The organism is Streptomyces sp. PA03-5A (assembly GCF_033792725.1).
Lineage (GTDB): Bacteria > Actinomycetota > Actinomycetes > Streptomycetales > Streptomycetaceae > Actinacidiphila.
This window is the reverse complement of the sequence record NZ_JARAVL010000010.1, coordinates 244,865-270,336: the sequence shown is the minus strand read 5'-3', so window position 1 is coordinate 270,336 and position 25,472 is coordinate 244,865. Positions and strand designations below refer to the sequence as shown.

General features: G+C 73.5%; 25 protein-coding genes and 2 pseudogenes. 10 read left to right on the top strand and 17 right to left on the bottom strand.

Annotated elements, in window-relative coordinates; translation table 11 throughout:
* Positions 1–84: 84 nt before the first annotated feature.
* Positions 85–1,515: an MFS transporter gene (locus PV410_RS15470; protein WP_500324886.1), complete on the top strand. Its 1,431-nt coding sequence runs from the start codon at positions 85–87 to the stop codon at positions 1,513–1,515.
* A 19-nt stretch (positions 1,516–1,534) separates the two neighbouring features.
* On the opposite strand, the gene PV410_RS15465 is transcribed toward PV410_RS15470, so the two are convergent.
* Together PV410_RS15465 and PV410_RS15460 are read right to left on the bottom strand one after the other, a co-directional pair.
* Positions 1,535–2,347 carry a thiamine pyrophosphate-dependent enzyme gene (locus PV410_RS15465; protein ID WP_500324884.1) on the bottom strand — a complete coding sequence of 271 codons (813 nt, stop codon included), beginning with the start codon at positions 2,345–2,347 and terminating at the stop codon, positions 1,535–1,537.
* 475 nt (positions 2,348–2,822) lie between these two features.
* Positions 2,823–3,191: pseudogene (locus PV410_RS15460) on the bottom strand (thiamine pyrophosphate-binding protein); the annotation flags it as partial.
* Between the two features lie 599 nt (positions 3,192–3,790).
* Between PV410_RS15460 and PV410_RS15455 the strand changes: the two are divergent.
* Positions 3,791–4,657 (top strand): phosphatase PAP2 family protein, encoded by an 867-nt coding sequence (locus PV410_RS15455; RefSeq protein ID WP_500324882.1) that lies wholly within the window; start codon positions 3,791–3,793, stop codon positions 4,655–4,657.
* On the opposite strand, the gene PV410_RS15450 is transcribed toward PV410_RS15455, so the two are convergent.
* The 3 genes from PV410_RS15450 to lplAB all read right to left on the bottom strand — a co-directional run bounded on the left by PV410_RS15450 (position 4,602) and on the right by lplAB (position 7,729).
* The gene (locus PV410_RS15450; RefSeq protein WP_500324881.1) at positions 4,602–5,336 is read right to left on the bottom strand and encodes a CE1759 family FMN reductase; all 735 of its coding nucleotides are present in this window, start codon (positions 5,334–5,336) and stop codon (positions 4,602–4,604) included. The two genes, PV410_RS15455 and PV410_RS15450, sit on opposite strands and share 56 nt — an antisense overlap.
* A 3-nt stretch (positions 5,337–5,339) precedes the next feature.
* Entirely contained in the window at positions 5,340–6,527 is a 1,188-nt protein-coding gene (locus tag PV410_RS15445) for a CE1758 family FMN-dependent luciferase-like monooxygenase (RefSeq protein WP_500324879.1), read from the bottom strand.
* A gap of 137 nt (positions 6,528–6,664) precedes the next feature.
* Positions 6,665–7,729, bottom strand: coding sequence for a lipoate-protein ligase LplAB (gene lplAB, locus PV410_RS15440; protein ID WP_500324877.1), 1,065 nt, complete (start codon positions 7,727–7,729; stop codon positions 6,665–6,667).
* A gap of 160 nt (positions 7,730–7,889) precedes the next feature.
* Here lplAB and PV410_RS15435 point away from each other — a divergent pair, with 160 nt between their 5' ends.
* Positions 7,890–8,798, top strand: a complete 909-nt coding sequence (locus PV410_RS15435) for a Sco1979 family transcriptional regulator (protein ID WP_500324875.1) — start codon at positions 7,890–7,892, stop codon at positions 8,796–8,798.
* Between the two features lie 82 nt (positions 8,799–8,880).
* Entirely contained in the window at positions 8,881–9,702 is an 822-nt protein-coding gene (locus tag PV410_RS15430; protein ID WP_500324874.1) for an SAM-dependent methyltransferase, read from the top strand.
* A gap of 290 nt (positions 9,703–9,992) precedes the next feature.
* On the opposite strand, the gene PV410_RS15425 is transcribed toward PV410_RS15430, so the two are convergent.
* Together PV410_RS15425 and PV410_RS15420 are read right to left on the bottom strand one after the other, a co-directional pair.
* Complete coding sequence (locus PV410_RS15425; RefSeq protein WP_500324872.1) at positions 9,993–10,259, bottom strand: hypothetical protein; 267 nt, start codon at positions 10,257–10,259, stop codon at positions 9,993–9,995.
* Between the two features lie 477 nt (positions 10,260–10,736).
* On the bottom strand, positions 10,737–13,361 hold the full coding sequence (locus PV410_RS15420; RefSeq protein WP_500324870.1) for a non-ribosomal peptide synthetase: 2,625 nt from the start codon (positions 13,359–13,361) through the stop codon (positions 10,737–10,739).
* Positions 13,362–13,637: 276 nt separating this feature from the next.
* Here PV410_RS15420 and sbnA point away from each other — a divergent pair, with 276 nt between their 5' ends.
* Positions 13,638–14,648 carry a 2,3-diaminopropionate biosynthesis protein SbnA gene (gene sbnA / locus PV410_RS15415; RefSeq protein ID WP_500324868.1) on the top strand — a complete coding sequence of 337 codons (1,011 nt, stop codon included), beginning with the start codon at positions 13,638–13,640 and terminating at the stop codon, positions 14,646–14,648.
* Positions 14,649–14,769: 121 nt separating this feature from the next.
* On the top strand, positions 14,770–15,699 hold the full coding sequence (locus PV410_RS15410) for an ion transporter (protein WP_500324866.1): 930 nt from the start codon (positions 14,770–14,772) through the stop codon (positions 15,697–15,699).
* Between the two features lie 45 nt (positions 15,700–15,744).
* Here PV410_RS15410 and PV410_RS15405 read toward each other — a convergent pair whose 3' ends face one another.
* On the bottom strand, positions 15,745–16,032 hold the full coding sequence (locus tag PV410_RS15405) for a DUF6480 family protein (RefSeq protein ID WP_500324864.1): 288 nt from the start codon (positions 16,030–16,032) through the stop codon (positions 15,745–15,747).
* 284 nt (positions 16,033–16,316) lie between these two features.
* Between PV410_RS15405 and PV410_RS15400 the strand changes: the two genes are divergently transcribed.
* The gene (locus PV410_RS15400; protein ID WP_500324862.1) at positions 16,317–17,162 is read left to right on the top strand and encodes a patatin-like phospholipase family protein; all 846 of its coding nucleotides are present in this window, start codon (positions 16,317–16,319) and stop codon (positions 17,160–17,162) included.
* A gap of 135 nt (positions 17,163–17,297) precedes the next feature.
* Here the strand turns inward: PV410_RS15400 and PV410_RS15395 are convergent, their stop codons facing one another.
* The 3 genes from PV410_RS15395 to PV410_RS15385 all read right to left on the bottom strand — a co-directional run bounded on the left by PV410_RS15395 (position 17,298) and on the right by PV410_RS15385 (position 20,259).
* A complete protein-coding gene (locus PV410_RS15395) occupies positions 17,298–18,026 on the bottom strand; it encodes an HAD family hydrolase (RefSeq protein WP_500324860.1) in 729 nt (242 codons plus the stop codon).
* Between the two features lie 65 nt (positions 18,027–18,091).
* Positions 18,092–19,372, bottom strand: coding sequence for an MFS transporter (locus PV410_RS15390; protein ID WP_500324858.1), 1,281 nt, complete (start codon positions 19,370–19,372; stop codon positions 18,092–18,094).
* 35 nt (positions 19,373–19,407) lie between these two features.
* Positions 19,408–20,259, bottom strand: coding sequence for a DUF3626 domain-containing protein (locus PV410_RS15385; protein ID WP_500324856.1), 852 nt, complete (start codon positions 20,257–20,259; stop codon positions 19,408–19,410).
* A 67-nt stretch (positions 20,260–20,326) separates the two neighbouring features.
* Between PV410_RS15385 and PV410_RS15380 the strand changes: the two genes are divergently transcribed.
* A complete protein-coding gene (locus PV410_RS15380; protein WP_500324854.1) occupies positions 20,327–20,776 on the top strand; it encodes a hypothetical protein in 450 nt (149 codons plus the stop codon).
* A gap of 66 nt (positions 20,777–20,842) precedes the next feature.
* Here PV410_RS15380 and PV410_RS15375 read toward each other — a convergent pair whose 3' ends face one another.
* The 5 genes and pseudogenes from PV410_RS15375 to PV410_RS15355 form a co-directional block, all read right to left on the bottom strand.
* A complete protein-coding gene (locus PV410_RS15375; protein ID WP_500324852.1) occupies positions 20,843–21,433 on the bottom strand; it encodes a shikimate kinase in 591 nt (196 codons plus the stop codon).
* A gap of 104 nt (positions 21,434–21,537) precedes the next feature.
* Entirely contained in the window at positions 21,538–21,993 is a 456-nt protein-coding gene (locus PV410_RS15370; RefSeq protein ID WP_500324850.1) for a tellurite resistance TerB family protein, read from the bottom strand.
* A 94-nt stretch (positions 21,994–22,087) separates the two neighbouring features.
* Complete coding sequence (locus PV410_RS15365; RefSeq protein ID WP_500324848.1) at positions 22,088–22,960, bottom strand: aldo/keto reductase; 873 nt, start codon at positions 22,958–22,960, stop codon at positions 22,088–22,090.
* Positions 22,961–23,131: 171 nt separating this feature from the next.
* Positions 23,132–23,464, bottom strand: coding sequence for a VIT1/CCC1 transporter family protein (locus tag PV410_RS15360; protein ID WP_500324846.1), 333 nt, complete (start codon positions 23,462–23,464; stop codon positions 23,132–23,134).
* A gap of 124 nt (positions 23,465–23,588) precedes the next feature.
* Positions 23,589–23,660 (bottom strand): annotated as a pseudogene (locus tag PV410_RS15355) (hypothetical protein); the annotation flags it as partial.
* A gap of 28 nt (positions 23,661–23,688) precedes the next feature.
* Here PV410_RS15355 and PV410_RS15350 point away from each other — a divergent pair.
* A complete protein-coding gene (locus PV410_RS15350) occupies positions 23,689–23,892 on the top strand; it encodes a hypothetical protein (protein ID WP_500324844.1) in 204 nt (67 codons plus the stop codon).
* A 64-nt stretch (positions 23,893–23,956) separates the two neighbouring features.
* Here the strand turns inward: PV410_RS15350 and PV410_RS15345 are convergent, their stop codons facing one another.
* Positions 23,957–24,379, bottom strand: coding sequence for a hypothetical protein (locus tag PV410_RS15345; protein ID WP_500324843.1), 423 nt, complete (start codon positions 24,377–24,379; stop codon positions 23,957–23,959).
* A 271-nt stretch (positions 24,380–24,650) separates the two neighbouring features.
* On the opposite strand from PV410_RS15345, the gene PV410_RS15340 reads away from it, so the two are divergent.
* Positions 24,651–25,418, top strand: a complete 768-nt coding sequence (locus PV410_RS15340) for an NPP1 family protein (protein ID WP_500324841.1) — start codon at positions 24,651–24,653, stop codon at positions 25,416–25,418.
* The last annotated feature ends 54 nt before the right edge of the window (positions 25,419–25,472 follow it).

The following is a 25,472-nucleotide window of genomic DNA, read 5'->3' as shown; positions in this document are numbered from 1 at the left end:
CATCTTTCTCCGGGACCCGAGTGCCGTCCGGCCTCCCGGGCGCCGGGACCGGCGGAACCCGCACCCGTTCGCAGAGAAGGCCCCATGCCACCCCTCGTTCCCCCGCGTCCCGCGCGCCCGCGCGCCGTCCTGGCCGTCGTCCTGCTGGGCGTCTTCGCGTTCGCCCTGCTCCAGTCGCTGATCAACCCGGTGCTTCCCCGGTTGCAGGAGGAACTGCGCACCACACAGACGCTCATCACCTGGGTCGTCACCGCCTTCCTCCTGTCGGCGTCCGTCTTCACACCCGTCGTCGGACGCCTCGGCGACCGGTACGGCAAGGACCGGATGCTCGGCGTGGCACTCGCCGCGCTCTCCGCGGGCTCGCTGCTCTCGGCCGTCGCCACGGACATCACCGTGATGATCGCCGGACGGGCCGTCCAGGGCATCGGCGGCAGCGTCCTGCCGCTCGCCTTCGGGATCATCCGCGACGAGTTGCCACGGGAGCGGATCCCCGGCGCGATCGGTCTCGCGTCGGCACTGACCGCGGTGGGCGGCGGCAGCGGCGTCGTCCTGGCCGGACCGCTCGACGACGCCCTGGGCATCCGGGCGTTGTTCTGGGCCCCGATGGTCCTCACCGCCCTCGCCGCGGTGGCGGCACGGCTCGTGGTGCCGCCCTCGCCGTCCCGGAACGACGGGTCCGTCAGCTGGGGGTCCGCCCTGCTCCTGGCCGGCTGGCTGCTCGCGCTGCTCGTGCCACTGACCCAGGCCTCGGCGTGGGGGTGGTCGTCGGGCAGGGTGACCGGCCCCCTGGTCGCGGCCGTCGCGCTCGGCGCGGCCTGGGTCGTGACGGAGAGCCGTTCCGCGAGCCCGCTGGTCGACATGCGTATGCTGCGCGTCCCCGCGGTGTGGACCACCAATCTGGTCTCGCTGCTGCTGGGCACGGGCGTCTTCGCCGTGCTCGGCTTCATGCCCGCCTTCCTGCAGAGCCCCCCGGAGAGCGGCTACGGCTTCGGGGCGAGCGTCTCCCGCGCCGGGCTGCTCCTGCTGCCGATGACGGTGGCGATGTCCGTCTCCAGTCCGGTGTCGGTGCGGCTGACACGGCGGCTCGGCGCGCGCACGGTGCTCACCGCTGCGGCCGTGCTCGACGTGGTCGCGCTGGCCGGGCTCGCCTTCCGGCACGACCGCACGTGGCAGGTGGTGGTCGCGATGGTGCTGCTCGGCACCGCCTTCGGGGGAGCCGTCGCCACGATGTCGAACGTCGTCGTCGCCGCTGTCCGCCCCGAGCAGACGGGAGTGGCGGGCGGTGTCAACGCCAACCTCCGCACCATCGGCGGCGCCCTGGGTGCCGCGCTCATGGGCGGGATCGTCGGCGCCCGCGTCGGCGAAGGCGGACTGCCCGCCGAGTCCGGGTACACGTACGGCTTCGGCGCGCTCGCTCTCGCCGGACTGGGGGCGGTCCTCGCCGCATGGCTGGTGCCCCGTCGGAGCGCGGCCGGGCACACGCCCGCGAAGGAGGCGGTCGTCGCCCGCTCCTGACGGGACGCCGGCGGCCCCCTCAGCGCTGGTGGACCTCGACGAGCCGGGGGACCTGGGCGGTCGGCCCCTGGTGCACGAAGTCCGTCAGGTCCTGGAGGTCCTCCGCGCGGTGCGCCTCCAGGCCGTAGCCACGGGCGAGGTCCAGGACACCGATGCCGGCGATGTCCAGGTAGTCGCCCTCCGGGACGTGGAGGAGCCGGGAGAACTCCTCCAGTGCCCCGTACCTGCGGTTGTTGCAGACCACGAAGGTGACCGGCACCCGGTAGCGGGCGGCGGTCCACAGGACGGAGGTGGTGTACTGCATGGCCCCGTCGCCGATCAGGGCGACGACGGGCCGCTCGGGACGGCCGAGCCGCAGCCCGATGGCGGCGGGCAGGCCCCAGCCCAGGCCGCCGGCGGCAGGGTAGAACAGCGACGTGGGCCGGGTGATGGTGAGCCGGTCGCGCGCCATGTCCGCGGACGTCCACTCGAGGGCGAACACGGTGTCGTCGCTCTTGCCGCGCTCGATCGCGTCGAGGATCGCCTCGGCGGTGAAGGCCGGCCCGGAGGTGTCCGCCGCCGCGACGGTGCGCTCGGGGGGCCAGGGCCGGTCGCCCGGTGCGGCCGCCTCGGCCAGACGCACCAGCGCGTCGGACGGGTCGCCCACGGCGAGGCGGCCGAAGGGGGCGCGGGCCGCTTCGTCCGGGTCGTCGGTGACCCCGTACACGCTGATGCCCGGCGGAAGGAAGTCGCTGCCGCTGGGGGCGTGGTACCGGAAGACGGGCGCCCCGAAGCAGAGGACGACGTCGTGGCCGGAGAGCACCTCCGCGACCGCGCCGACGGCGGACGGCAACTGGCCCTGGTAGCAGCCGTGTCGCGTGGGGAACGGCGCCCGCGGCGGGCTGGGGGCCACCCACACGGGCAGCCGGGCCCGTCGGCCAGCGCGACCGCCGCGGGGAAGCCGGTCTCGGTGTCGGCCCCCGGGCGAGGACGAGCACCGGCGACCCGGCGCGGTCCAGCACGCCGGCCAGCGCGTCCAGCACGCGCGGCGCCACCACGGGACTGCCCTCGACCCCGCGATCCATGAGCTGGGCCAGGTCACCTTCCTCGGCGGGCTCGTTCCAGTCGTCCAGCGGTACGGACAGGTAGACCACGCCGCGCGGCGCGGAGCCGGCGAGCATCAGGCCCTTGGAGACCAGTGCCCGGCCGTCCTGCGGCCGCGGCGGTTCGCCGGACCACTTGACCAGCGGGTCGCAGAGCTTGGTCGGGTCGACGTTGGTGAGCATCGCACCCACGGGGACGTAGCGCCGGGGCTGCTGGCCGGCCATGACGACCATCGGGGTGTGGCAGCTCGCCGTGTTGGTCATGCAGCCCATCGCGTTGCCGGTGCCCGAGGCGGCGTGCAGGTTGAGGAAGCCGGTCGTGTCCGATGCCTGGGCGAAGCCGTCGGCCATCGCGATCGCGGCGCCCTCCTGGAGGGCCAGGTAGTAGGGGATGTCCTCGGGCAGTCCGGTGAGGAACGAGAGCTCGTTGGACCCGGGATTGCCGAAGACCGCCTTCACCCCGTGATGGCGCAGGATTCGGTAGAAGGCATCACTGACGGTGACCACGGCCGTCCCCTTACGCAAGGTGATGGACCCTGTCCCATGACCGTAGAAGTGCCGCAGGGAATCGGTAAATCGGCACGCCACCGCCATCGCCGGGCGCCGCTCACGAGCGACCCGCCGGAAGCGGGGCCGGTGCTGAATTCCGCCTGCACAGGCGGGAATTCATCGCCGCGGAAAGGCCTGTCGCAGGTATGCCCGGCATTCCTCACCGCACATCCCCGGACGGTGCACGGAAGCCGCCGCCACCCCATATGCTTGCAGCGTCAAGTAGATACCGGTCGCCGTTCCCTGTCAACTCCACGCCGGGTACCTGGCGCATGAGCAGCGGTGACACCTCTCATCGGACGCATGGTCAGTTCACTTGACCCTCAAGGAAGAAGCGCCCGGCCTCCCGTGATCCCCCATGCCGCGACATGGCCGGCGCATCACGACGACTTCCTGTGATCTTCCCCACCGCGACCCTCCGGAATATGGGAAACGAAACTCCCAGTTGTTGCGATGCGTTCGAGCACAACTGAACCGGAGGCAGAAATGAACGGCCCACTCCCCTCGTCGGACGGCAGTGGCAGAAACACCGACGGCAGCCGGATCGTCGTCCCGCTGTGGCGGGCCCCGCTCGCGGGACCCGGCGTCCGCGCGGAGTCGCACCCGGGCACCCAGAGTGACCGGCAGGGCTTCCGGACCCCGCGATGAGCGTCATCGCCCCCTACGCGCACCGCGCCCGCCACCTGGCGTACGACGCCGTCTCCTGCCGTGCGGCCCATGACGGGCCCCCGGCCGCCACCGCGTCCCGGCTGGTCCCGCGGAGCGCGGTCGTCGTGGCCGCCGTCATCGGCTACTTCGGCGTCCGGGGCCTGACCGACGGTTCGCAGGGCACGGCCCTGCACAACGCCGCCCGGGTCCAGGCCACCGAGCGGTTCCTGCACCTGGACTGGGAGTCCCCGCTGCAGGACCTGGTCGTCGACGACCGCACCGTCACGCGGGTCCTCAACTGGATCTACATCTTCGGCCACTGGCCGGTCATCGCGCTCACCCTGCTGTGGCTGCTCTCCCGGCACCCGGAGGTGTACACCCGGGCGGCCGGCGCGATGCTGATCTCGGGCGCGGCCGGGCTCGTCGTCTTCGCCGCGTTCCCCGTGGCCCCGCCGCGACTGGCGGCGACGGGCATGACGGACACCGTCACGCAGCAGTCCCATGCCTACCGGGTCCTGCAGCCGCCCGCCTTCACCGACCAGTACGCGGCGATGCCGAGCCTGCACGTCGGCTGGAACCTCCTCATGACGCTGGCGGTCCTCGCCGCCACCCGGAAGGTCTGGTTCCGCGTCCTCGCCGTCGCGCTCACCGTGTCGATGGACGCCACCGTCGTCCTGACCGCCAACCACTACGTCCTGGACGCCCTCGCGGGCGCCGCCCTGGCCCACGTCGGCTGGTACGCCGCCGGACACCTCGGGTCCCGGCCCCGGCCGCCCCGGCTCCGGAGCGGCGGGATCGCCTCGGCGGTCAGCCGGCGGGGCCTTCCTTCCGCAACGGGGCTCCACCGGCGGCCAGGCGCATGAGCGGGGTGTCGAAGTCGACGTCGGCGGCGGTGCGTTCGGCACGCGTGGCGTTGCCGCCGAAGCGGTGCTGGTAGCCGGACCAGGCCCGGTCCGCGATCGTGTCGGCGACCCCGCTGGCCATCAGCGCCGCGAGCTCGACCGCCGCCCGGCCGATGCGGTCCCCCAGCGCCGACGCGCCCCAGTCCTCGGGGGCGGCGAAGACCGACGTCGGGACGGAGAGGGCGCGCAGGTAGGCGAACATGGGGCGGACCTGGTCCTCGACCACCAGCGCATGACGCGCGCTGCCGGCCGTCGCGGCGAGCACGACGGGCCTGGCGACGAACAGGTCGCCGTCCAGGACGTCGAAGAACGACTTGAACAGGCCGCTCACCCCGGCGGTGTAGACCGGGGTGGAGGTGATCACGCCGTCCGCGGCGGCCAGTTCGCCGATCGCCGCCTGCAGGTCCTCACCGGGATGCCCGGAGACGATCGCCCGGGCGATGTCGACGGCGAGCGGGCCGAGTCCGATCGACCGGGTCGTGGCCGTACGCCCCTGCTCACGCAGCGCGGCGACGGCCCGGTGGGCGATGCGGCCGGCCAGCAGCCGCGACGAGGAGGGATCGCCGACCCCCGCGTCGAGGACGACGAGGCTGAGCGGGCGGGTGGCGGACGCGTCGGCGGCCGGGGTTCCGGTGCTCATGGCTCAGCCTGCCAGGGGCCGGTGCGCGGCGACCGACGGATCGCTGTCCTGGTACGGCGAGGCGCCGGTGACGTTGTCCCCGCGGTTGGGGTTCGGCCGCGGCTGCCGCGGCTCGGCGTCGCCGTACTTCGCCCGCACCAGGCTCGCGTGCGTGGGCGCGTCCGGCACGCCCGGGGCGCGCAGCGAGCCCATCTCCTTGCGGAGCACCGGCACCACCTCGGTCGCCAGCAGTTCCATCTGCTCCAGGACGACCTCGACGGGCTGCCCCATGCCGTCCACGTTCCACAACTGGCGCTGGTAGTCGCCGAAGCGCTCCCGGAAGTCCATCGTCTTGTCGATGACCTCCTGCGGACTGCCCACCGACAGCGGGGTGAGCTTGCGGTACTCGTCCAGCGAGTGCCCGCGGAACAGCGGGTGGCCCTCGAAGTACGGGCGGAACGCCGCGACCGCGTCCTGCGAGCGCCGGGCGATGTGGGCCTGGCCGCCGAGGCCGACGATCGCCTGCTCCGGGGCGCCGTGCCCGTGGTGCGCGAACCGCTGGCGGTAGAAGGCGACGAGCCGTTCGAAGTGCCCGTACGGCGCGAGGACGTTGTTGGCGAAGAAGCCGTTGCCGTAGTACGCGGCCTGTTCGGCGATCTCGGGCGTGCGGATGGAGCCGTGCCACACGAAGGGCGGCACGTCGTCCAGGGGGCGCGGGGTGGAGGTGAAGCCCTGCAGGGCGGAGCGGAAGTTGCCCTCCCAGTCGACCACGTCCTCCCGCCACAAGCGGTGCAGCAGGTTGTAGTTCTCCAGCGCGAGTTCGACACCCCGGTGGATGTCCTGCCCGAACCAGGGGTAGACCGGCGCCGTGTTGCCGCGTCCGAGGACGAGGTCGACCCGGCCCTTGGCGACGTGCTGCAGCATCGCGTACTCCTCCGCGATGCGCACCGGGTCGTTCGTCGTGATCAGTGTGACGGAGGTGCTCAGCGTGATCCGCCCGGTGAGCGCCGCGATGTGCCCCAGGATCGTGGTGGGCGAGGAGGGGATGAACGGCGGGTTGTGGTGCTCGCCGATGGCGAAGACGTCCAGGCCGAGCTCGTCCGCGCGCCGGGCGATGCGCACGATGGCGTCGATGCGCTCCGCCTCGCTCGGCGTGCGTCCGGTGACCGGGTCCCGGGTGACGTCGCCGACTCCGAAGATGCCGAATTGCATGGTGGTTCGTCTTTCTGGTGCGCGGACGGACGCCCGGGGGGTTCCGGGGTCCGCGCCGGCAGGCCCGCACCCCACGTCTTTGACTCGTCAAGCATACATATGCTTGACGAGTCAAAGACGTGGGTCGGACGCGTGCGTCACGGCACGCGAGCGGTCCATTCCGCGGTGCCGAACTTCGCGGCGACGAGTTCCTCCGCGCGTGCGAGCTCCTCGGCGCTGATGCTCCCGTCCGTGAGGCCGTAGCGGGCACGGAAGGAGTCGATCATCCGGTCGATGACGGCCTCGCGCGGCAGCCCGGTCTGGCGGCGCAGCGGGTCGACGCGCTTCTGTGCGCTGCGGGTGCCCTTGTCGGACATCTTCTCCCGTCCGATGCGCAGCACCTGGAGCATCTTGTCGGCGTCGATGTCGTAGGACATCGTCACGTGGTGGAGGACGGCACCCGCGCCCCCGTCGGGGGCGACCACGCGCTTCTGCGCGGCGCCGGCGATCTTGCCGGCCTCGGTGGCGATGTCGTTCAGCGGCTGGTACCAGGCCTTGATGCCCATGTCCCCCAGGGCGTCGAGCACCCAGTCGTCGAGGTAGGCGTAGGAGTCGGCGAACGAGAGCCCCGACACCAGGGAGGCGGGCACCGACAGGGAGTACGTGATGGTGTTCCCGGGCTCCACGAACATCGCGCCGCCGCCCGAGATCCGCCGCACGACGGTCAGGCCGTGGCGCTCGGCGTTCCCCGCGTCGACCTCGTTGGCGAGGGACTGGAAACTGCCGATGACGACCGCGGGACCGCCCCACTCCCACACGCGCAGGGTCGGCGGCCGGCGGCCGGCCGCGACCTGCGCGGTGACGACCTCGTCGAGGGCCATGTGCAGGGCCGGGGACTGCGGTCCCTCGTGGATCAACTGCCAGTCGTAGTCCGTCCAGTCCGTGGCCTGGGCGAGGGCCCGCCGTACGGCGACGGCGACCCCCTCCGCGGTCAGGCCGTACATGACCGTCCCCTCGGGCAGGGCAGCCTCGATCCGGGCCGCGAGGCCGGCGGCGTCGGTGTCGGCGGGAGCGCCCTCGAGCGCCCGGTCGATGGCGGTGATCGCCTCGTCCGGTTCGAGGAAGAAGTCGCCTGCGACGCGAACATTGCGGAGCATCCCGTCGTGGTCGTCGAGGTCCACGACCACGAGCTTCCCACCGGGCACCTTGTACTCACCGTGCATGCTGACGACAACCGTCCCGGCCGCCCCTTTACTCCCGGCGGGTGCGCCGGGCACGCGCGCGGTGGGCACCGGGCACGCCGCCGCGATGCGGATGTGCCTGTACTGACGGGCCCGGCGATGGAACACTGAATCCGCAACCAGTCGTCCAGGGGGATCCGACATGACTGCCGCCCGGCCGGGCCACGCGCCCGCCACCGGTTCGCCGCTCGCCGCGCAGCGCGGCGGGCCGACGGTGCTCCGCATCGTCCTGGGCACGCAGCTGCGCAGGCTGCGCGAGTCCCGGCAGATCAGCCGCGAGGCGGCCGGCGAGGCGATCCGCGCGTCGCACGCGAAGATCAGCCGCCTTGAGCTGGGCCGGGTGGGGTTCAAGGAGCGCGACGTCGCCGACCTCCTCACCCTGTACGGCGTGACCGACGCGCAGGAGCGCGCCGACCTGCTGGGGCTCGCCCTGCGGGCCAACACCCCCGGCTGGTGGCACCAGTACGCCGACGTCCTGCCGAGCTGGTTCGAGACGCACATCGGCCTCGAGGAGGCCGCCCACACCATCCGCACCTACGAGGTGCAGTTCGTCCCCGGCCTGCTGCAGACCGAGGCGTACGCCCGGGCCGTCACCAGGCTCGGCCACCCCCGCGCGACCGAGCGGGAGATCAGCCGCCGTGTCGACCTGCGGATGACCCGTCAGGACCTGCTCGCCAAGGCGGACGCGCCGCAGCTGTGGGTCGTGCTCGACGAGGCCTGCCTCCACCGCCCGCTCGGCGGCGTCGAGGTGATGCGCGGTCAGCTGGAGCACCTGATGAAGGTCGCCGCGCTCCCCAACGTGACGCTGCAGATCGCCCCGTTCGACATCGGCGGTCTGGCCGCCGCCGGCGGCCCCGTCACCATCCTGCGCTTCTCGGAGCCGGACCTGCCCGACATCGTCTACCTGGAGCAGCTGACGAGCGCGCTCTACCTGGACAAGCAGGACGACGTGGAGCACTACCTGACCGTCATGGACCGGCTCGCCGCCGAGTCGCAGCCGCCCCGCAACACCGGCCGGATCCTGACCCGCCTCATCGACCGCATGGGCTGAGCACCACCGCCGGGGGTGAACTGCCCACGACCTTCCCTAGGATGACGGTTGCCCGGCGTCATCGCGGAGAAGGATGGGTGTCATGACGGACGACGTCTCCTGGGTCGACCAGACCAGACCAAGCATCGCACGCGTCTACGACTACCTGCTCGGCGGCAAGGACAACTACGCCGTCGACCGGGAGATCGGCGACGTGTTCAAGAAGGACCTGCCCGGCTCGGTGGCGATCGCCTTCGCCAACCGCGCGGCACTGATCCGCGCGATCCGGGAGATCGCCACCACGACCGGTGTACGCCAGTTCGTCGACCTGGGCAGCGGTCTGCCGACCGCGGACAACGTCCACCAGGTCGCCCAGCGCCACTCCCCCGGCTCCACGGTGGTGTACGTGGACAGCGACCCGATCGTGCTCGCCCACGGCCGGGCGCTGCTGGAGCAGAACGACGACACGCGCGTCATCCAGGCCGACATCCGCGAACCCGAGGTCATCCGGAACCACCCGGACACCCTCGAGGTGATCGACTTCGACAAGCCCGTCGCCGTCATCCTCAGCGCCATCCTCCACCACGTCAACGACGACGAGGACCCGGCGGGCATCGTCGGCTACTGGCGCGACCAAGTGCCCTCCGGCAGCTACTTCTTCGTCAGCCACTTCCGGTCCGGCAACAACGCGGAGACCGCCGAGTCCGAGCGGATCCTCCAGCAGACCTTCGGCCGCGGGCGGTGGCGCACCGACAAGGAGATCGAGGACCTGCTGGACGGCCTGGAGGTCCTGGAGCCGGGGATCGTCCCCGCGTCGCTGTGGCGACCGGACGCGAGCGACGGTGTCTCCCGCATCGGCGACACCGAGCGTGAACTCACCGTCTGGGAGCGTCTCATCGCCGCCGGGATGGCCAGGAAGCCGTAACCGGCGGCCCTTCCGGGCTCGCCGCCGGCGCGCTCGTCCACCCGCCGCGTCGACCACGCGCCCGTGAACTCCGCGGCGGGCGCCGGGTCGTCCGGGCAGGGCAGGGCCGGGCACGGCGGGAAGAGCGGCCCGGGGCCGAACCGGGGGCCACTCCGGGGCCCCGGGACCGCTGTGTTCATCAGACACCCCGGGGCGCGATCCGGCGAGCCGGGCTGACCCACCCGGGGCCCCCGCGGCAACCCGGCCCGGTGCACGCGACCGTGACGGGGCGTCCGCGACGCCGGGGACGGTCAGCGGCTGTCGCCGTGCCAGTCCCAGTGGTCGGTGTCGCCGTCGCGAGGGGCGTACCGGGCGCGGCCGCCCGGACCGAAGCGGCCGATGTCGGTGCGCAGCTCCGCGCCCGCCGAGTGCTGCGGCGCGGTCCAGCCGGTCACGTCGAGCAGCAGTCCGTCCAGCGGGCCGCCGACCAGTTCCCGGTAGACGTGCCCCGGCTTGGGGCCGGGATGCGGGTCGTCCACGTCGGCACCGTAGACCCTGGGGTGTATCACCTCGTCCATGGTGTCCACGGTGCCACCCGGCACCGACAATCCCCGGGGAAGCAGCCTGCGCCGGCCCGGATGGGGGCCGGACCGGCGCGGGAATGAGGCGGGTGCCGGTCGCCGCTCCCCGGCGGCAGCGTGGGGGCCGGACCGCTGCGCGGTCCCCACGGCGCCAGGTCGCGTACTCCCGCCACCGGTCACCCGCGTTATGTGCAACCGCCGCGCGGACGATGCCATTCCCGTCGCCGGGCGGCGGGACAGCCGCGCACCGGTGTCACTTGTGGTGCGCGATCGGTCACGCACGGCGTTTGTTCAAAATAGGGCATTCCGCTTATACCTGGATAAAGAGCCCATAAGGCCCGACATCATGCCGCCTCCCCGTGCACCCCTAGGAGTCCCGGATGTCCCACGGAGCACTCTCCGCTCCCGCCGTCCCGCATCCCGACCTGGCCGCGGCACGCAGCTGCACGGTCTGCCTCGGGTGGGGCACCCGGATCACGGCGCGGGGGCATCAACTGTGCCCCGCGTGCCAGCGACCGGCGGCGCCGCCGGTGCCGGGTGTCGACGGGCCGGTGCCGGCGGACCTCCGGCAGTGCCGGCCCCCGGCTGCCTGAGCTCCCCGTCCTGCGGCCCGCCCGCGCACCGCCGGGCCTCCAGCGTCCCTGCGAGGTCGGCCAGCACCGGGTGGGCGTTGACGTCGGCGGGGGTGACGTCGCGGTCCAGCAGGATCGCCAGGCGCACCGCGGCCAGTGAGGTGCCGCCCCGGTCGAAGAAGTGGTCACCGCGGCCGACGCGGTGCTCCGCGATTCCGAGCGCCTGAGCCCAGGCGGTGGCCAGGCGGCGTTCGGCCGCCGTGTGCGGGGGCTGGTGGGCACCGGCAGGCTCCGCACGGCCGGCGAGCGCGGCCAGGGCCTCGCGGTCGGTCTTCCCGTTGCCGGTCAGCGGCAGGCGCTCCAGCCAGTGGAAGGCCGCCGGGATCATGTAGGCGGGCAGCGCCGCCGCCAGGTGTTCGTGGAGCGCGGCCGCAGGTACCGGCCGGTCCCCGGTGCAGAAGGCGGCCAGCCGGCTCCCGTGGTCGGTCAGGACCACGGCGGCGTCATGGACGCCGTCGGCGCGCGTGAGGGTGTTCTCGATCTCGCCGATCTCGATGCGGAAGCCCCGGATCTTCACCTGGTCGTCGGTCCGGCCGAGGAACTCCAGCCGGCCCCCGGGATGCCAGCGACCGACGTCACCGCTGCGGTAGAGCCACGCCCCGGGGTGGTGGGGGTCGGGCAGATAGGCCTCGCGGGTGCGCTCGGGGTCGTTCACGTAGCCCCGGCCGACGCAGATCCCCGAGAACGCGATCAAGCCGGGGGCGCCCAGCGGGACGGGCGCCAGGTGCTCGTCGACGACGTACACGCGGACGTTGTTGACCGGCCGGCCGACGGGGACCCAGTCGGACGCGGGGGGACGGTCCATGACCGCGTGGTTGGTGTCGTCGCTGGTCTCGGTCAGCCCGTACGCGTTCACCAGCCGGGTCCCCGGCACGGCGGCGAACCAGCGCTCGACGAGGTCCTTCTTCAGCGCCTCCCCGGTCACCGAGACGCAGCGCAGGTCCGGCAGGCGCCGCGGCCGGCTCTCCAGCGCGGACAGCACGACGTCCAGGTGGGAGGGGACGAGCTGCAGCACCTCGACCGGTTCCCCGGCGACCGCGTCGAGGAAGCGGTCGGCGTCCAGGACCACGTCCTGCTCGACGACGAGGACCCGCCCTCCGGCCAGCAGCGGGGCGGTCAGCTGCCACAGCGAGATGTCGAAGCTCTGCGGCGCGGTCTGCGCGACGACCTGGCCCTCCCCGATGCCGAGGTCGTCGATCTTGGCGTAGAGGTGGTTGAGGAATCCGGCGTGCTCGCACATCGCGCCCTTGGGCTCCCCGGTCGAGCCGGAGGTGAAGTACAGGTACGCCAGCTGGTCGCCGGCCACGGGGACACCGGGATCGGACGGCGGGTGATCCTGCGCGCGGGCCTCCTCCACGAAGACGGTCGTGGTGCCGGGCAGCCCGTGCAGGGCGCGTTCCAGGGCCTCGGTGCTGCCGTGCTCGGTGATGACGGTCGTGCAGGCGGCGCGGGTGAGGACGGCGGCGATCCGGCCGGGCGGCAGGTGCGGCTCGACGGGCAGGTACGCGCCCCCGGCCTTGAGCACGGCCAGCACCGCGGCCAGCCAGTCCAGGTTCCGCCCGGTGACCACCGCGACCACGTCCTCGGCCCGCAGCCCGCGGGCCAGCAGGGCGTGGGCCAGGCGGTTGGCACGGGCGTTGAGCTCCCCGTACGTCCACCGCCGGCCGGCGTGGACGGCCGCCACCGCCTCGGGCCGGCGAGCCGCCCGCTCCTCGAAGAGCTCGTGGAAGCGCCGGTCTGGCAGCCTGCGCCGGGGCCCCGCCATGCCGTCGAGCTGCAGCCGGGTCTCCTCCGCCGTGAGCAGGCTCTGGCGCGCGTGCTCGGCGTCGACGTCGGTGGCCATCAGGGTGAGGGCGGTCAGGTGGTAGCCGGCGATCCGGGCTGCCGCCGGTTCGTCCAGCACGTCGGTGCGGTAGCCCAGCTCCAGTACCGGACGGCCCTCGTGGGCGCCCAGGCCCACCCGCAGCACCGTGGACCGGTCAGGTGCCCCGTCCGCGCCGGCCAGCCCGGCGCCCACGCCCGCCGGGTCGCAGACGGTCTCGAACAGCGGGCCGGTCATCCCGAGCTCCCGGCTCAGCTCACCGACCGGGTAGTCCTGGAAGGCCAGCACCTGCGCCTCCACCCGGTGCGTGGCCAGCACCAGCCCGCGCCACGTGGCGGCGGCCGCCGACAGCCGGCACGGGAGCACCCTCCCGTCCTCGACGGCGTAGCCGGTCACCACCTCCGCCTCCCCCGACAGGGCCGCCAGCACCTTGGCGTGCGCGGCCGGCAGCATCGAGCGCAGCGGCACGCCGAGGCGGTACGCCTGCCGTCGCAAGGCCGCCACCAGCCCGTCCGGGAGCCCCAGCCGGTGCACGGCGGTGCCCGGTGGGGACGGCCGGCAGGTCCAGCGCGGTATCGAGGTGAACCCGCCGGTGGTCACCATGGAGTGCCAGAACCTGCGGCCGGTGTGGGCGTACGTGTCCATCGAAGTCGTCCTTCCGGTGCGATGCGGTGGCGTCGGGTCGTCGGTGTGCCGGGGGCGCCGCCCTCCAGTAGGCACCGGCGCCGACGGCCTGTCCTGCCCCGGCAATTCGGTACTTGACGTGTCGGCGTACGTCCCGACAATCCGCCCGCCCCGCCCGTTCGGCGCCCGCCCGTAACGGCGCTCCCGGACGGCGTCAAGTCACGGATTCCGGTGACATGACGGACAGCTCCCGATGGGTGTCACTGGGAGCACGACCACCCCCGGAAGGGAGACACCGTGCCGGTCATATCCGCACCCCAGGACTTCAACGAGGACGATCTGTACGTCGACCTCGAACCCGTCCTCGCGCAGCGGCTGTTCCTCAAGTGCGAGGGCTTCAACTTCGCGGGGTCGATCAAACTCAAGGCGGCCGCCGCCATGATCGGGGCCGCCGAGCGCAGCGGACGCCTCGGGGCCGGCTCGGTCCTGGTCGAGTCCTCGTCGGGCAACCTCGGCGTGGCCCTGGCCGTGATCGCCGCGAACCGGGGCCACCGCTTCGTGTGCGTGACCGACACCCGCTGCAACCTGGCCACCCGGCAGATGATCGCCGCCCTCGGCGCCGGGGTGCACCTGATCACCGAACCCGCTCCCGTCGGGGGCTGGCTGCGGGCCCGCATCGACCACGTCCGCGCGCTGTGCGCCGCCGACGACGGTTACGTGTGGCTGAACCAGTACACCAACCCCGACAACGGCCGGGCCCACTACAGGACGACCGCCCCGGCCATCGCCGCCCGCTTCCCCGCCCTGGATGTCCTGTTCGTCGGCGCGGGCACGACCGGCACGCTGATGGGCTGCGCCCGCTACTTCCGCCGCCACCATCCCCGCGTCCGCGTCGTGGCCGTCGACACCGCGGGCTCGGTCACCTTCGGCGGCGCCCCCGGCCGGCGCATGATCCCCGGGCTGGGCACGAGCGTCCGCCCGCCGCTGCTCGACACCGCGTGCGTCGACGAGGTCGTCCACGTCGCGGAGGCGGACGCCATCCGCACCTGCCACCGCCTGGCCCGCCGCGGCTTCCTCTTCGGCGGCTCCACCGGAACCGTCGTCAGCGCCGCCACCGACTGGCTCGCCGACCGCGGCCACGACGACCTCACGGCGGTCGCCATCGCCCCCGACCTCGGCGAACGCTACCTCGACACCGTCTACCACACCCCCTGGGTCAGGGACCTCTACGGTGACGACGCGCTCGCCGGCCCCGACGACCCCGCACCGCGCCCCGCCAGTGCCTCCACCGCCACCCCGGCCCACTGAACCACCGTCGCCCGAACGGCAGTTGAGTGCGCCTGCGGACCCGTGGGCCCGCCTGCCGGCCATAAGATCCACTTCAGTCGGGTCAACAGGCAGGCGGCAGCGGAGGACCGGGTACACGTACATGGCCGAACACATCGCCACTCCCCCGGGCCGTGCGCTCGCCGTGCGCTGCCGTCGCGTCGTCGACTCCGAGTGGTTCGGCGTCACCGTCTTCGCCCTCGTCCTGGCCAACGCGGCCGTCCTCGGCGTCGAGACGTACGACGGCATCGCGGCACGCTGGCACGGCCCCCTGAAACTGGTGGAGCACGCCTTCCTGGCGGCCTTCACCGCCGAGGTCGTCCTACGGGCCTGCGCCCACGCCGACCGCCCCGGGGACTTCCTCCGCGACCCGTGGAACATCTTCGACCTGGCCGTGGTGACGCTGGCCTACCTGCCCTTCGCGCGCGAGAACACCACGGTGCTGCGTCTGCTGCGGATGGCCCGGGTCGTGCGCGCCGCCCGCTTCCTGCCGCAGCTGCGCATCATCATCGTGGCCATCGGCAAGAGCCTGCCGGGCACGGTCAGTTTCCTGCTCGTCGGCACGATGCTGCTGTACGTCTACGCCATGACCGGCTGGGTCTTCTTCGCCGACGACGACCCCGAGCACTACGGGTCCGTCGGGCGGGCCGCCCTGTCGCTCTTCCTGCTGATCACCCTCGACGGCATCGGCGACGCCGTCCGGGGCGGCCTGGAGATCTCACGTTGGAGCCTGCTCTACTACGCCTCCTATGTGCTGCTCGGCTCGTTCGTGCTGGTCAACCTGCTCATCGGCGTGGTCATCAGCTCGCTGGAGGAGGCCAGGCAACTGGAGCGCGAGCGCGAGTCGCCGCCCCGGCCGACCGAGGGCGAGCCGCCCCCCGACCTACGGGAACGTCTCGCCGCCGCCCGGCGGGCCCTGGACGAGCTGGAAGCCGGGCTCGATCTCGTGGGCGCGCAGAGCGCGGGCCCCGTAGCCGCCGTCCCGGCCGCCCCGTCCGGCGGGCGTCAGGCCGGGTCACCGGCCCCGACCTGAGGACGGGCGCTCCGGCGTCCTGGACCATGTGCCGCCGGCGACCGGTCAGAGCGTCAGGACCCGGCCGAACATGCCCACGGCGATCAGGAGCGTGACGGCGAAGATCGCCACCAGGGCAACGATCTCCCAGGTCTTCGGGACCTCCGGGGGCTCGGTGTACGAGATGCCCGCGGTGGTGCTCTCCTCGCAGGCCGGCGTCGGGGTGGGCGCCACCCGGTCCCGGTGCGGGCGCAGGGCCGGCGCGGGCTGCGCCCCGGTGCCGGTCGTGGCGCCGAACGCCGGGCCGATCGTGGGGCCGATCACCGGCCGGGGAGGAATCAGTGTCTTGGACATGCTCACCACTCCGGACGTTCCTGTGGCGGACGCGGGAACCGCTCCGCATGGCGTCACCTCGGGCCGCGGCGGCCGGGGTCCACGGAGGTCTCCGCCGCACACCGCCCGGGCGATTCATCTTATATCCGCACGAAGGGATCCACGATCAGGGATCCCACGTGACCAGCGCGTCACGCTGGGTGGCCGATGACACCCGTCCTCCTCGCGGGACCGGACGATCCGGCCGCCACGGGAGAGGATGGGACGAGGGCCGACGAGGGCAACGCCGAGGGAGAGGACGGAAGATGACCGACGCACTGGTGCTCGGTGGCGGGGGCGTCGCCGGGATCGCCTGGATCACCGGACTGCTGGCGGGGCTCGCGGACGCGGGGCAGGACGTGTCAGGAGCCGACGTGCTGGTCGGGACGTCGGCGGGGGCGACGGTCGCGGCGCAACTGGCCAGCGGGCTGTCGCTGCAGGAGCTCTACGCCCGGCAGACCGAGCCGGAGCTGCAGTCGGCCGAGATCATGGCGGACGTGGACCTGGCGAACTTCGGCGCGGGCATCGCCGACGTGCTGCAGGGCGCGGCCTCCGTCCCCGACATGCGGCGCGCGGTGGGCAGGTACGCCCTGGACGCCGAGACCGTGCCGGAGGCGGAACGGCGGCGGGTGATCGAGTCCCGTCTCCCCTCACACGACTGGCCCGCCTCCCGGACGGTACGGATCGTCGCCGTGGACGCGGAGACGGGGCAGCCGCGCGTCTTCGACGGCTCCTGCGGCGTGGGCCTCGTGGACGCCGTCGCGGCGAGCTGCGCCGTGCCGGGCATCTGGCCCCCCGTGACGATCGAGGGGCGCCGCTTCGTCGACGGCGGCGTACGGTCCGCCACGAACGCCGACTACGCCGGGGGCGCGTCGCGCGTGCTGGCGATCGCGCCGATGGGGACCACGGACCTGTTCCCCAGCGAACTGCCCCTCGAGCGGGCCCTGGCGGAACTTCGGGCCGCGGGCGCCGAGGTCGCGGTGGTCGAACCGGACGAGGCGTCACTGGCGGCGATCGGCACGAACCCGCTCGACCCCGCCACCCGCCGGCCCGCCGCCGAGGCCGGACGGGCACTGGGGCGCGCGCTGAAGATCGAGTGGAGCCGTGCGTGAGCACCCCGCGGGTGGCGCAGGGACCTCGCCCTCGCCCCTCCCCGAACCAGGAGTCCTGAAGGAGGCGGCCAGGCAAGGAGGCGCGGCCCACCTGCCACCGCTGGTTCAGCTCCGTGTGAGGTGCCCCACGGCCGCTCACGACCGCACCCCGGCCAGCCGGAGCACCGCCTCCAGCCCCCGGTGCCCGCCGGGGGCCGCGCCTGCGGGCAGGACGTACGAACGCAGTCCCGCGCCGGCCGCGCCGCCGTCCTTGGCCGGGTGGTCACCCACCATGAGCGTCTCGGCCGGATCGACGCCCAGTTGACGGCAGGCGTGCCCGAACAGGACGGCGTCGGGCTTCTCGGTGTCGTACGCGTAGGAGTGCACCCACGCCGAGAAGTGGTGGTCGAGCCCGTGATGGGCGAAGGTCGGCCGCAGATCCCAGCCCACGTCGCTGACGACGCCCATGGCGATGCCCGCACCCCGCAAGGCTTCCAGCGTGGCCGCGGCGTCGGCGTACGGCACCCAGTGGCCGGGCGCCCGCAGCTGCTCGTAGAGCGCGTCGGCGTACGGGGCGAGTTCGGCCACGGAGGCGTACCACGTCGTGAAAGCGTGACGATGCGCCGTCGAGGAGACGTCCCGGCCCCGTTGCGCGCGCACCACCTCGGGATCCGTGAGCCCCGCCTCCAGCCCGTCCAGCAGCCGGTCCATCTCCGCATCGCCCACGGGCCGTTCCAGCACCGCGCGGATCCGGTCCGCGTACGACGCGATCTGGAACAGCGTCCCGGAGAAGTCGAAGAGAACGGCACGCACGGGTGCGGACCCACGGGCGACGACCGCGGCACGCAGGGGCCCTTCGGGGCCGCAGACGGGAGGCTGTGTCATTCGATCTTCCTACCGCACGCCCCACGGCAGCCACCAGGCCCCGCGGAGGGCCGGACGGTGACAGCTCAGGACTGCTGCTGGGTTCTGCGCCGGGGCAGCCCCTCCTCCCCGCTCGCCGGCAGGCACAGCACGCGGACCCGACGGCGCACCAGCGGAACCACGGCGGCGCCGAGCGTGACCAGGCCGCAGCAGGCCAGCGCCGGCCGCACGCCGAAAGCGTGGGCCATCGGCGCGGCCGTCAGGGAGGCCAGGGGGACGGGGGCGAGCTGGAGCAGGGTGGAGAACGCGATGACCCGGCCGAACGCCTCGTCGGGAACGCGGCGTTGGAGCAGCAGGGTCCACACCGTCGACACCAGTGCCTCACCTGCACCGGCCAGGAAGTACCCGGCCCCCACGGCCGGAAGGCCCGTACCGGCCGCCATGGTGAGCATGGGCAGCGCCATCAGCGCGGTCCCCGCGCAGAGCAGCCGGCCCACGCGGCGCACGTGCCACCACAGCGCCACGGCGGCGCCCACGAGGATCCCCGCGGTGAAGCCGGTCATGGCCAAGCCCCACGCTGCCGCACCACCCAGGTGTTCCTCCGCGTAGGCGGGCCCCAGCGTCTGGAACGACACCAGCCAGACGGGCACCACCACCGTCCCCTGGACCAGCAGCAGCCGGAGCCACGGACGCGCGGCGATCTCCCGCCATCCCTCGCCGGGCCGCAGGCCGCCGGTCCGCCGGCGCGCGTCGGGCAGCCGCGGGGTGCGGAGGCGGGTGGAGAGGAGTCCCGCGGCCAGGTACGTGGCCGCGTCCCAGGCGATGGCCCACTGCGGCCCGGCCGCCGCCACCACGATGCCGCCCAGCGCCGGGCCGGCCACCTTCACGGAGTTCTGCGCCAGCCGCAGCAGCGCGTTGGCCTGCCGGAGCTGTTCCGGCGGGACCACCGCACGGAGCACCCCGCTCGACGCGGGCCCGATGAACGCCCCCGCCACGCCACCGAGCGCCGCCGACACCGCCAGGTGCCAGACCTGGGCGGTCCCGGACCACACCAGCGCAGCCGCGCAGCCCTGCCCCACGGCGGCGACGACGTTGGCCGCGACCAGCACCGTGGACCGGGGCCACCGGTCCGCCACCGCGCCGCCGACCAGCAGCAGCGCCGCTCGCGCGGCCATGTCGGCCGCCAGCACGACCCCGAGCCCGCCGACGCCCCCGCCGATCCCGAGCACGGCGAACGCCAGCGCGATCGGCGAGACCGCGGTCCCGGTCCACGACAGCACCCGCGCCGCGAAGTGCCGCCGGAAGAGGGGACCGGACAGCGGAAGCCATGCGGCGGTGAAACGGGCGGTGAAGCGTGCTGAGGTCATCGTCCCCATCCCCCGATGCGTTGTCCGACGCGGCGTCAACTTCGGGCGCCGTCCATCCCGAAGCGGGCGAGGCAGTGCCACACCTTCTTGAGCGCCTGGGGGTCGTGGCGGCCGGTCGCGGCGGCCGTGCCGAGGACGCGGGGGTCGAGCAGGCCGTCGACCGCGATCCCGGCGCCCAGGTCCACGTACTCCCGGCCGCGGTACGCGGGGCGAAGCCGGAGTTCCTCGACGGTGAGCCGGAAGCCGCCGTGCCACTCCACGGGGCAGGGCAGCCGGCGGGCCGCGTCCTCGACGGCGGTGCCCCGGTAGCAGGGGTCCAGGACCAGCGCCTCGACATCGCGGTCCAGACGGACCGGTCCGTGGACCTGTGCCTCGATGTAGTCGTCGAGGGCGTCCCTGGAATCGGCCAGGGCGAGCGCGACCAGGCCCATGCGGTCCCCGACGCCGAAGTCCGAGGGTTCGAAGAAGCTGTCCGGGTAGCAGAAAGTCGTCCGGGTCACCGTCCCTGCGCTCAGGCGGAAGTGGGCGGACCCGAACCGCGGCGCGGCGCCGACCGTCTTGCGGCGGAAGTTCAGCGCCCCGTAGACGGGGCGTTCGGCGGGCGGCGCGGCATCGTACGCACCGTTGAAGATGCGGCTCTCCCACCGCCACCGGTCACCGCCCGGCCGGGCGGTCAGGCCGCCGTTGCTCGTCCCCGTGACGAACTGCGAGTGGTAGACGCCGCCTTCGGACAGGGCCTGCAGCACCGGCTTGCCCCGCGCGGCCCGGTCCGGGTGGAAGTTCAGCGTGACCCGCAGCGCCGGATCCACCGGAGGTCCCGACGACAGCCCCGCGACGTGCCGCAGGGCCCGCTCCCGCGGGGTCGGGGCGGTGGCGTCGGTGGTCATCCACGCAGTGTCCCGCGGACGACGGGGAGTTCGCACATCCGCATCACCGGCCAGGCATGATGTGTCCATGCGGAGATCATCTTTGGGCTCAGTCACCGTCGCCCTCGCCCTGACGGCCGTGGCCGGCGCCTGCGGGTCGGGGGACAGCAACCGGGCACGCGGCCTGGCCCGTGATGCGTGCGGGACCTACGAGATGTTCCTCCCCGGCGGCTTCGACACTCCCGAAGACCGGGACACCGTCCGCGAGCGGGACATACCCGCTCTCGAGGAAAGTGCGCGCGAGGCCGCTCAGGCCGCCCGCCTCGACTCGGACTGGCGGGAACTCGCCCAAGGGCTGTCCAGGACGGTGGAGTGGGCCTCGGCGAGCCTCGAACTCGCCGACCTGAAGGCGGATGTCGCGCCGACGTCGGACGGCACGGACGAGGTGGACGCACTGCAGGCCCGCGTCCTCAGCCTCGGCAGCGAGCTCGACGCCCACGATCCCCAGGCGCAGTGCCAGAAGGCCCAAGCCTCCTGACGCCGGGAGTGGCCGACGCGGCCGGCCGCGGACGACCCCGGCCGACTCACCGGCCACGACGCACCTTCACGCGGGGCCGCCCAAGTGGGCGGGGAGGAGGCGCAGCACGTGGTCGATGCTCTGTTCCGGGGTGTCGCCCTCCGTGCACACGACGTGCGTCGCGACGGCACGGCACATGGGGTCGTGGAGCCATTGCGCGAGGAAGTCATGGCCGTCGGTGATCCAGTCGGTCCCCTTGGACGCCATCGAGCGGCGGCGCAGCACGGTGAGGGCGCGCTCCGGATCCGCGGCGGGGAGCAGCAGATGGACCGCGGTGCAGGGGCGGAGGGCGGCGCGGACCTGTGCGGCGTGGCGGGGGTCGGCGTAGCTCGTGTGGCCCGCGCCGAGCGCGACCACCGCCCCGGGGTGGTCGGCGAGGAACCGCCGCACCGCGTGGACCCGGGCGGGCTCCCACTCGCGTTCGGCTGCCACGCGGCCGAGGGCGGTGATGCGCTCGCGCAGGCGCGCGACGCTCCAGCCGACCTCGCGGTAGTAGGTGTCGGCGACCGCGTCGAGGTCCGTGAAGGGGCGCCCGAGCCGGGCGGCGACGCCCCGCCCGACGGTCGACTTGCCCGTCGCGGCCGGGCCCACGAGGACGAGCAGCGGTGCGGCTTCCATGGCGGGCCATGATGCTGCATCCCCCGCGGCGGGGGGAGGGCCGGGACGCGTCGGGCCGCCCCCGGTCCCGGGGGCGGCCCGACGTGCGTACCGTGCGGGGAGGGTCAGAGGTCGAACTCCGCCGGGGCCAGGTCGAGGGCGTAGCAGGCCTCGCGGACGACGGCCTGCTCGGTCTTGTCGAAGTTGCCGTCGGCGCCGCCGATGACGACGCCGATCTGGATGACGGCCCGCGCCTCGGCGGGCTTCTTCCTGGCCTTGGCGATCTCCTGGAGGATGCCGACCTTGCCGAAGTCGAAGTCGGCGGTGAGTTTGTCGAGGCAGTCGTCGAAGCGCCGCTGCAGGTCGGCGGCCGGGAAGTTCTGCAGGACCTCGTTGGTCGCGATGAGCTGCGCGACGCGCTGTCGTTCGGAGGGGTCCACGGTGCCGTCCGCGGCGGCGACCAGGGCGCACATCGCCATGCTCGCGTCGCGGAAGGCGCCGCTCTTCAGGTCGTTCTTCTTGGCGACGAGCTGCGTCTGCATCGTCGCGGCCGAGTCCTTGATGCGGTCCCAGAGGGCCACGGTCTCTCCTCAGGTGATGGTCCGGCGTTCACCGAGGAGGTAACGCAGGACGCGCGGCGCGAGTGCCGCGCCGCGCGGCGGCCGTGCCCTCGCGTCAGACCGCCGTCGTCAGCGCCTCGTACTGCTCGTCGGTGAGCCGGATACCCGCTGCGGCGATGTTGTGCTCCAGGTGCGCGACCTTGGACGTGCCGGGGATGGGCAGCATGACCGGGGAGCGCCGCAGCAGCCAGGCGAGGGCGAGCTGGGACGGCTGGGCGCCGTGCGCCTCGGCGATGCGGTCCAGGGGGCCGCCCTTCCGCGCCAGTTCGCCCGTGGCGAGCGGGAACCAGGGGATGAAGCCCATGCCGTGCCGCTCGGCGTGGGCGAGGACGTCCTCGGCCGCCCGGTCGGCGAGGTTGTAGCGGTTCTGCACGGAGACGATGGTGGCGGTCCTCGCGGCCTCCTCGATCTGGGCCGTGGTCACCTCGCTGAGCCCGATGTGCCGGATCTTGCCCTCCTGCTGCAGCGCGGCGAGTTCCCCGACCTGGTCGGCGATGGGCACCTCGGGGTCGACGCGGTGCAGCTGGAGCAGGTCGATGCGCTCGACGCCCAGGTGACGCAGGCTCAGCTCCACCTGCTGCCGCAGGTACGCGGGCCGCCCGACCGCGACCCACTGTCCGGGGCCCGGGCGGGCGAAACCCGCCTTGGTGGCGATCACCAGGTCCTGCGGATAGGGGTGGAGGGCCTTGCGCAGGAGCAGTTCGGCGGTGAAGGGGCCGTAGGCGTCCGCGGTGTCGATGAAGGTGACGCCGAGGGTGACCGCGCGCCGCAGGACCCGTACGGCCTCGTCGGGGTCCGCGGGGTCGCCCCACACGCCCTCGCCGGTCAGCTGCATCGTCCCGTAGCCCAGCCGGTGGACGGGCAGGTCGCCGCCGAGGTCGAAGGTGCCGGAGTCGCGGGCGTCGGCCTGCGCGCTCGTGGATGTCATGGGGGTCTCCTCGCGTCGTGCCGGCGGACGGCTGCTCACCAGCTTCGGGGCCGCGTCCGCTCCCCGCTCGGCGGACTACGCCGACCGGCGCCCCCCGGCCGGTCCCTCAGCTCACCGCCTGCCCGCCCAGGGCGCCCAGGGCGTACGTCGCGGCCGAGGCGGCGGCGACGATCAGCGGCTGGCGTGCCGCGGTCCAGGCGGCCTTGCGGGGGCACGCGCCGGAGCCGAGGCGCCGACCAGGAGCGAGGCGAGGGCGGTCACGGCGGCGGACGCGGCCGTCCCGGAGGTGAGGAACCACGGCAGCAGCGGCACGAGGGCCCCCGTCGCGAAGAGCAGCGGCGAGCTGACGGCAGCGACCATGGGCGATCCGGCCTCCCGGGCGCTGACGCCGAACAGGATGCGCAGGGTCGTCTGCCGGGTGGTGCGTTTGGCGGCGGCGATGCCCCCGCCGGCCCGGACCGCGGTCTCCTTGTCGGGGCCGCGGTCGCGCATGCGGCGCGTCATGTGCGCCGGCACGACGAGGGGGCGACAGCGTCCACGCCCGGTGGAGCGCGTCCTCCATGCCGCCGGCGATCTCCCGCCGGCCGCGTACGGAGACCCGCTCCCCCGCGGCCATGGACAGGGCGCCGGCGAGCAGGCTCGCGGGGCCGGTCAGCCGTACCGTCCCGGGACCGGCGCTCGTACCCGCGACGCCGAGGATCAGGCAGAGGTTGGTGACCAGGCCGTCGTTGACGCCCAGCAGGCGGCCCGCCGCCGCCCGCGACGCGGTGGGCGGTGCGGGCGAGCGCGGCGAGTTCGGCCTCCGCGGCGGCGTCGCCCTGCGCGCTGCGCCGGGCGGGGGGTCCCAGCGCGGCGCGAGCACCGAACGGTCAGGACCCGTCGATGCCCTGCACAGCCTCCTCGCCGTTCGTCGCATCAGGCTGCGGTCGTGACCGGTGCGGGGGCGGGAAGGGCGGCGGGGCGGTGTGCCGGACCCGCCGGGGGAGCGGCCGGCCGTCAGCCGACCGCGTCCTCGAGGCTGTCGTGACCGGTGGCGGCGAGGATCGACTCGCGGACCCCGGGGCAGCCCTGCTGCGCGGCGGCGTCGAAGTCCGCGGCCGTGCGCGGCTGCTGCTCCGGGTGGTCGGAGACCCAGGTGGCCAGGTCGATCGCCAGGGCGGCCTGCGCCCCGACGTCGGAGCCGATGTCCTTCACCTTGGGCTGCTCATCGGTGAGGAAGGCGCAGAAGGCCGCGGCGTCGACCGGGTTGCCGTCGCCGTCCTTCGCCGGGTCCTGCGCGGAGGCGCTCCTCGACGCGCTCGCGCTCGCGTCCGGCGCCGGCGTGCCGGCGGAGGGCGATCCGCCGCCCGCTTCGGCGCCCTTGCCGCCGCACGCGGTCAGGAGCAGCAACAACAGGGCGGCGGGCACTGCGTACTTCATGGTTCCCCCTCCTTCAGGACGCCCCCACGACGTCCGGTGCCGCCATCCAACGCCATCCGCCGGCGCATGTCCCGCGGGCACACGGGTTCGGTGCCCGACGGTGACTGTCCCGGGACGTCGCGGCCGTCCGGCCCTGCCCCCGCTATTGGTTGACGCTTCATCACCGGGACATCCGGCGAGGCTCGACGTGTCACCGCGGTTCGGGAAAGATGAGCCGAGCATGTCAATCAGGCCGTGCATTCCCCCACCGCGGTCGACCAGGAGGAAGCAAGTGAAGAGAAGCTCGCGTACCGGCAGGGTCCCGGCTGTCGTCGGCAGCGCGGTCGCGCTGGTGATCGCCCTTCCGGGGACGGCGTTCGCCGCCCCGCCCCCCGCCCTGCCCGCCAACGCGGACGGCCTGGAGCAGACGTTCCAGCCGGCGTTCGACTACGACACGGACGGCTGCTACCCCACCCCCGCCATCGGCCCCGACGGCACCATCAACCCGGGCCTCAACCCCACCGGCGCCCTGAACGGCAACTGCCGCGACCAGTCGGACCTGGACAACACCAACGGCTACGCCCGCTACAAGTGCAACAACGGCTGGTGCGCCATCATCTACGGCCTCTACTTCGAGAAGGACCAGGCCATACCCGGCATCAGCCTCGGCGGCCACCGCAACGACTGGGAGCACGTCGTGGTCTGGGTGAAGGACGACCAGGCCCAGTACGTGTCCACGTCGGCGCACGGCAACTTCAACATCTACGGCCGCGACCAGATCCGCTGGGACGGGACCCACCCCAAGGTCGTCTACCACAAGGACGGCGCGGGCACGCACTGCTTCCGTCCCGCCAACACCAACGACGAGCCGCCGGAGAACCACTACCACGGCTGGCAGTTCCCCGACCTGATCGGCTGGAACGGCTACCCCGCGGGCCTGCGCGACAAGCTGAGCCAGGCCGACTTCGGCAGCGCGGTCTTCGGCCTGAAGGACGGCAACTTCAACGGCCACCTGGCCCAGGCCAAGCCGGCGGGCATCCCGTTCGACCCGAACGCCTGACGCGTGCGCCGGGACGGGGCGGCGCACCGCCCCGCCCCGTCCCGGGCACGGCCG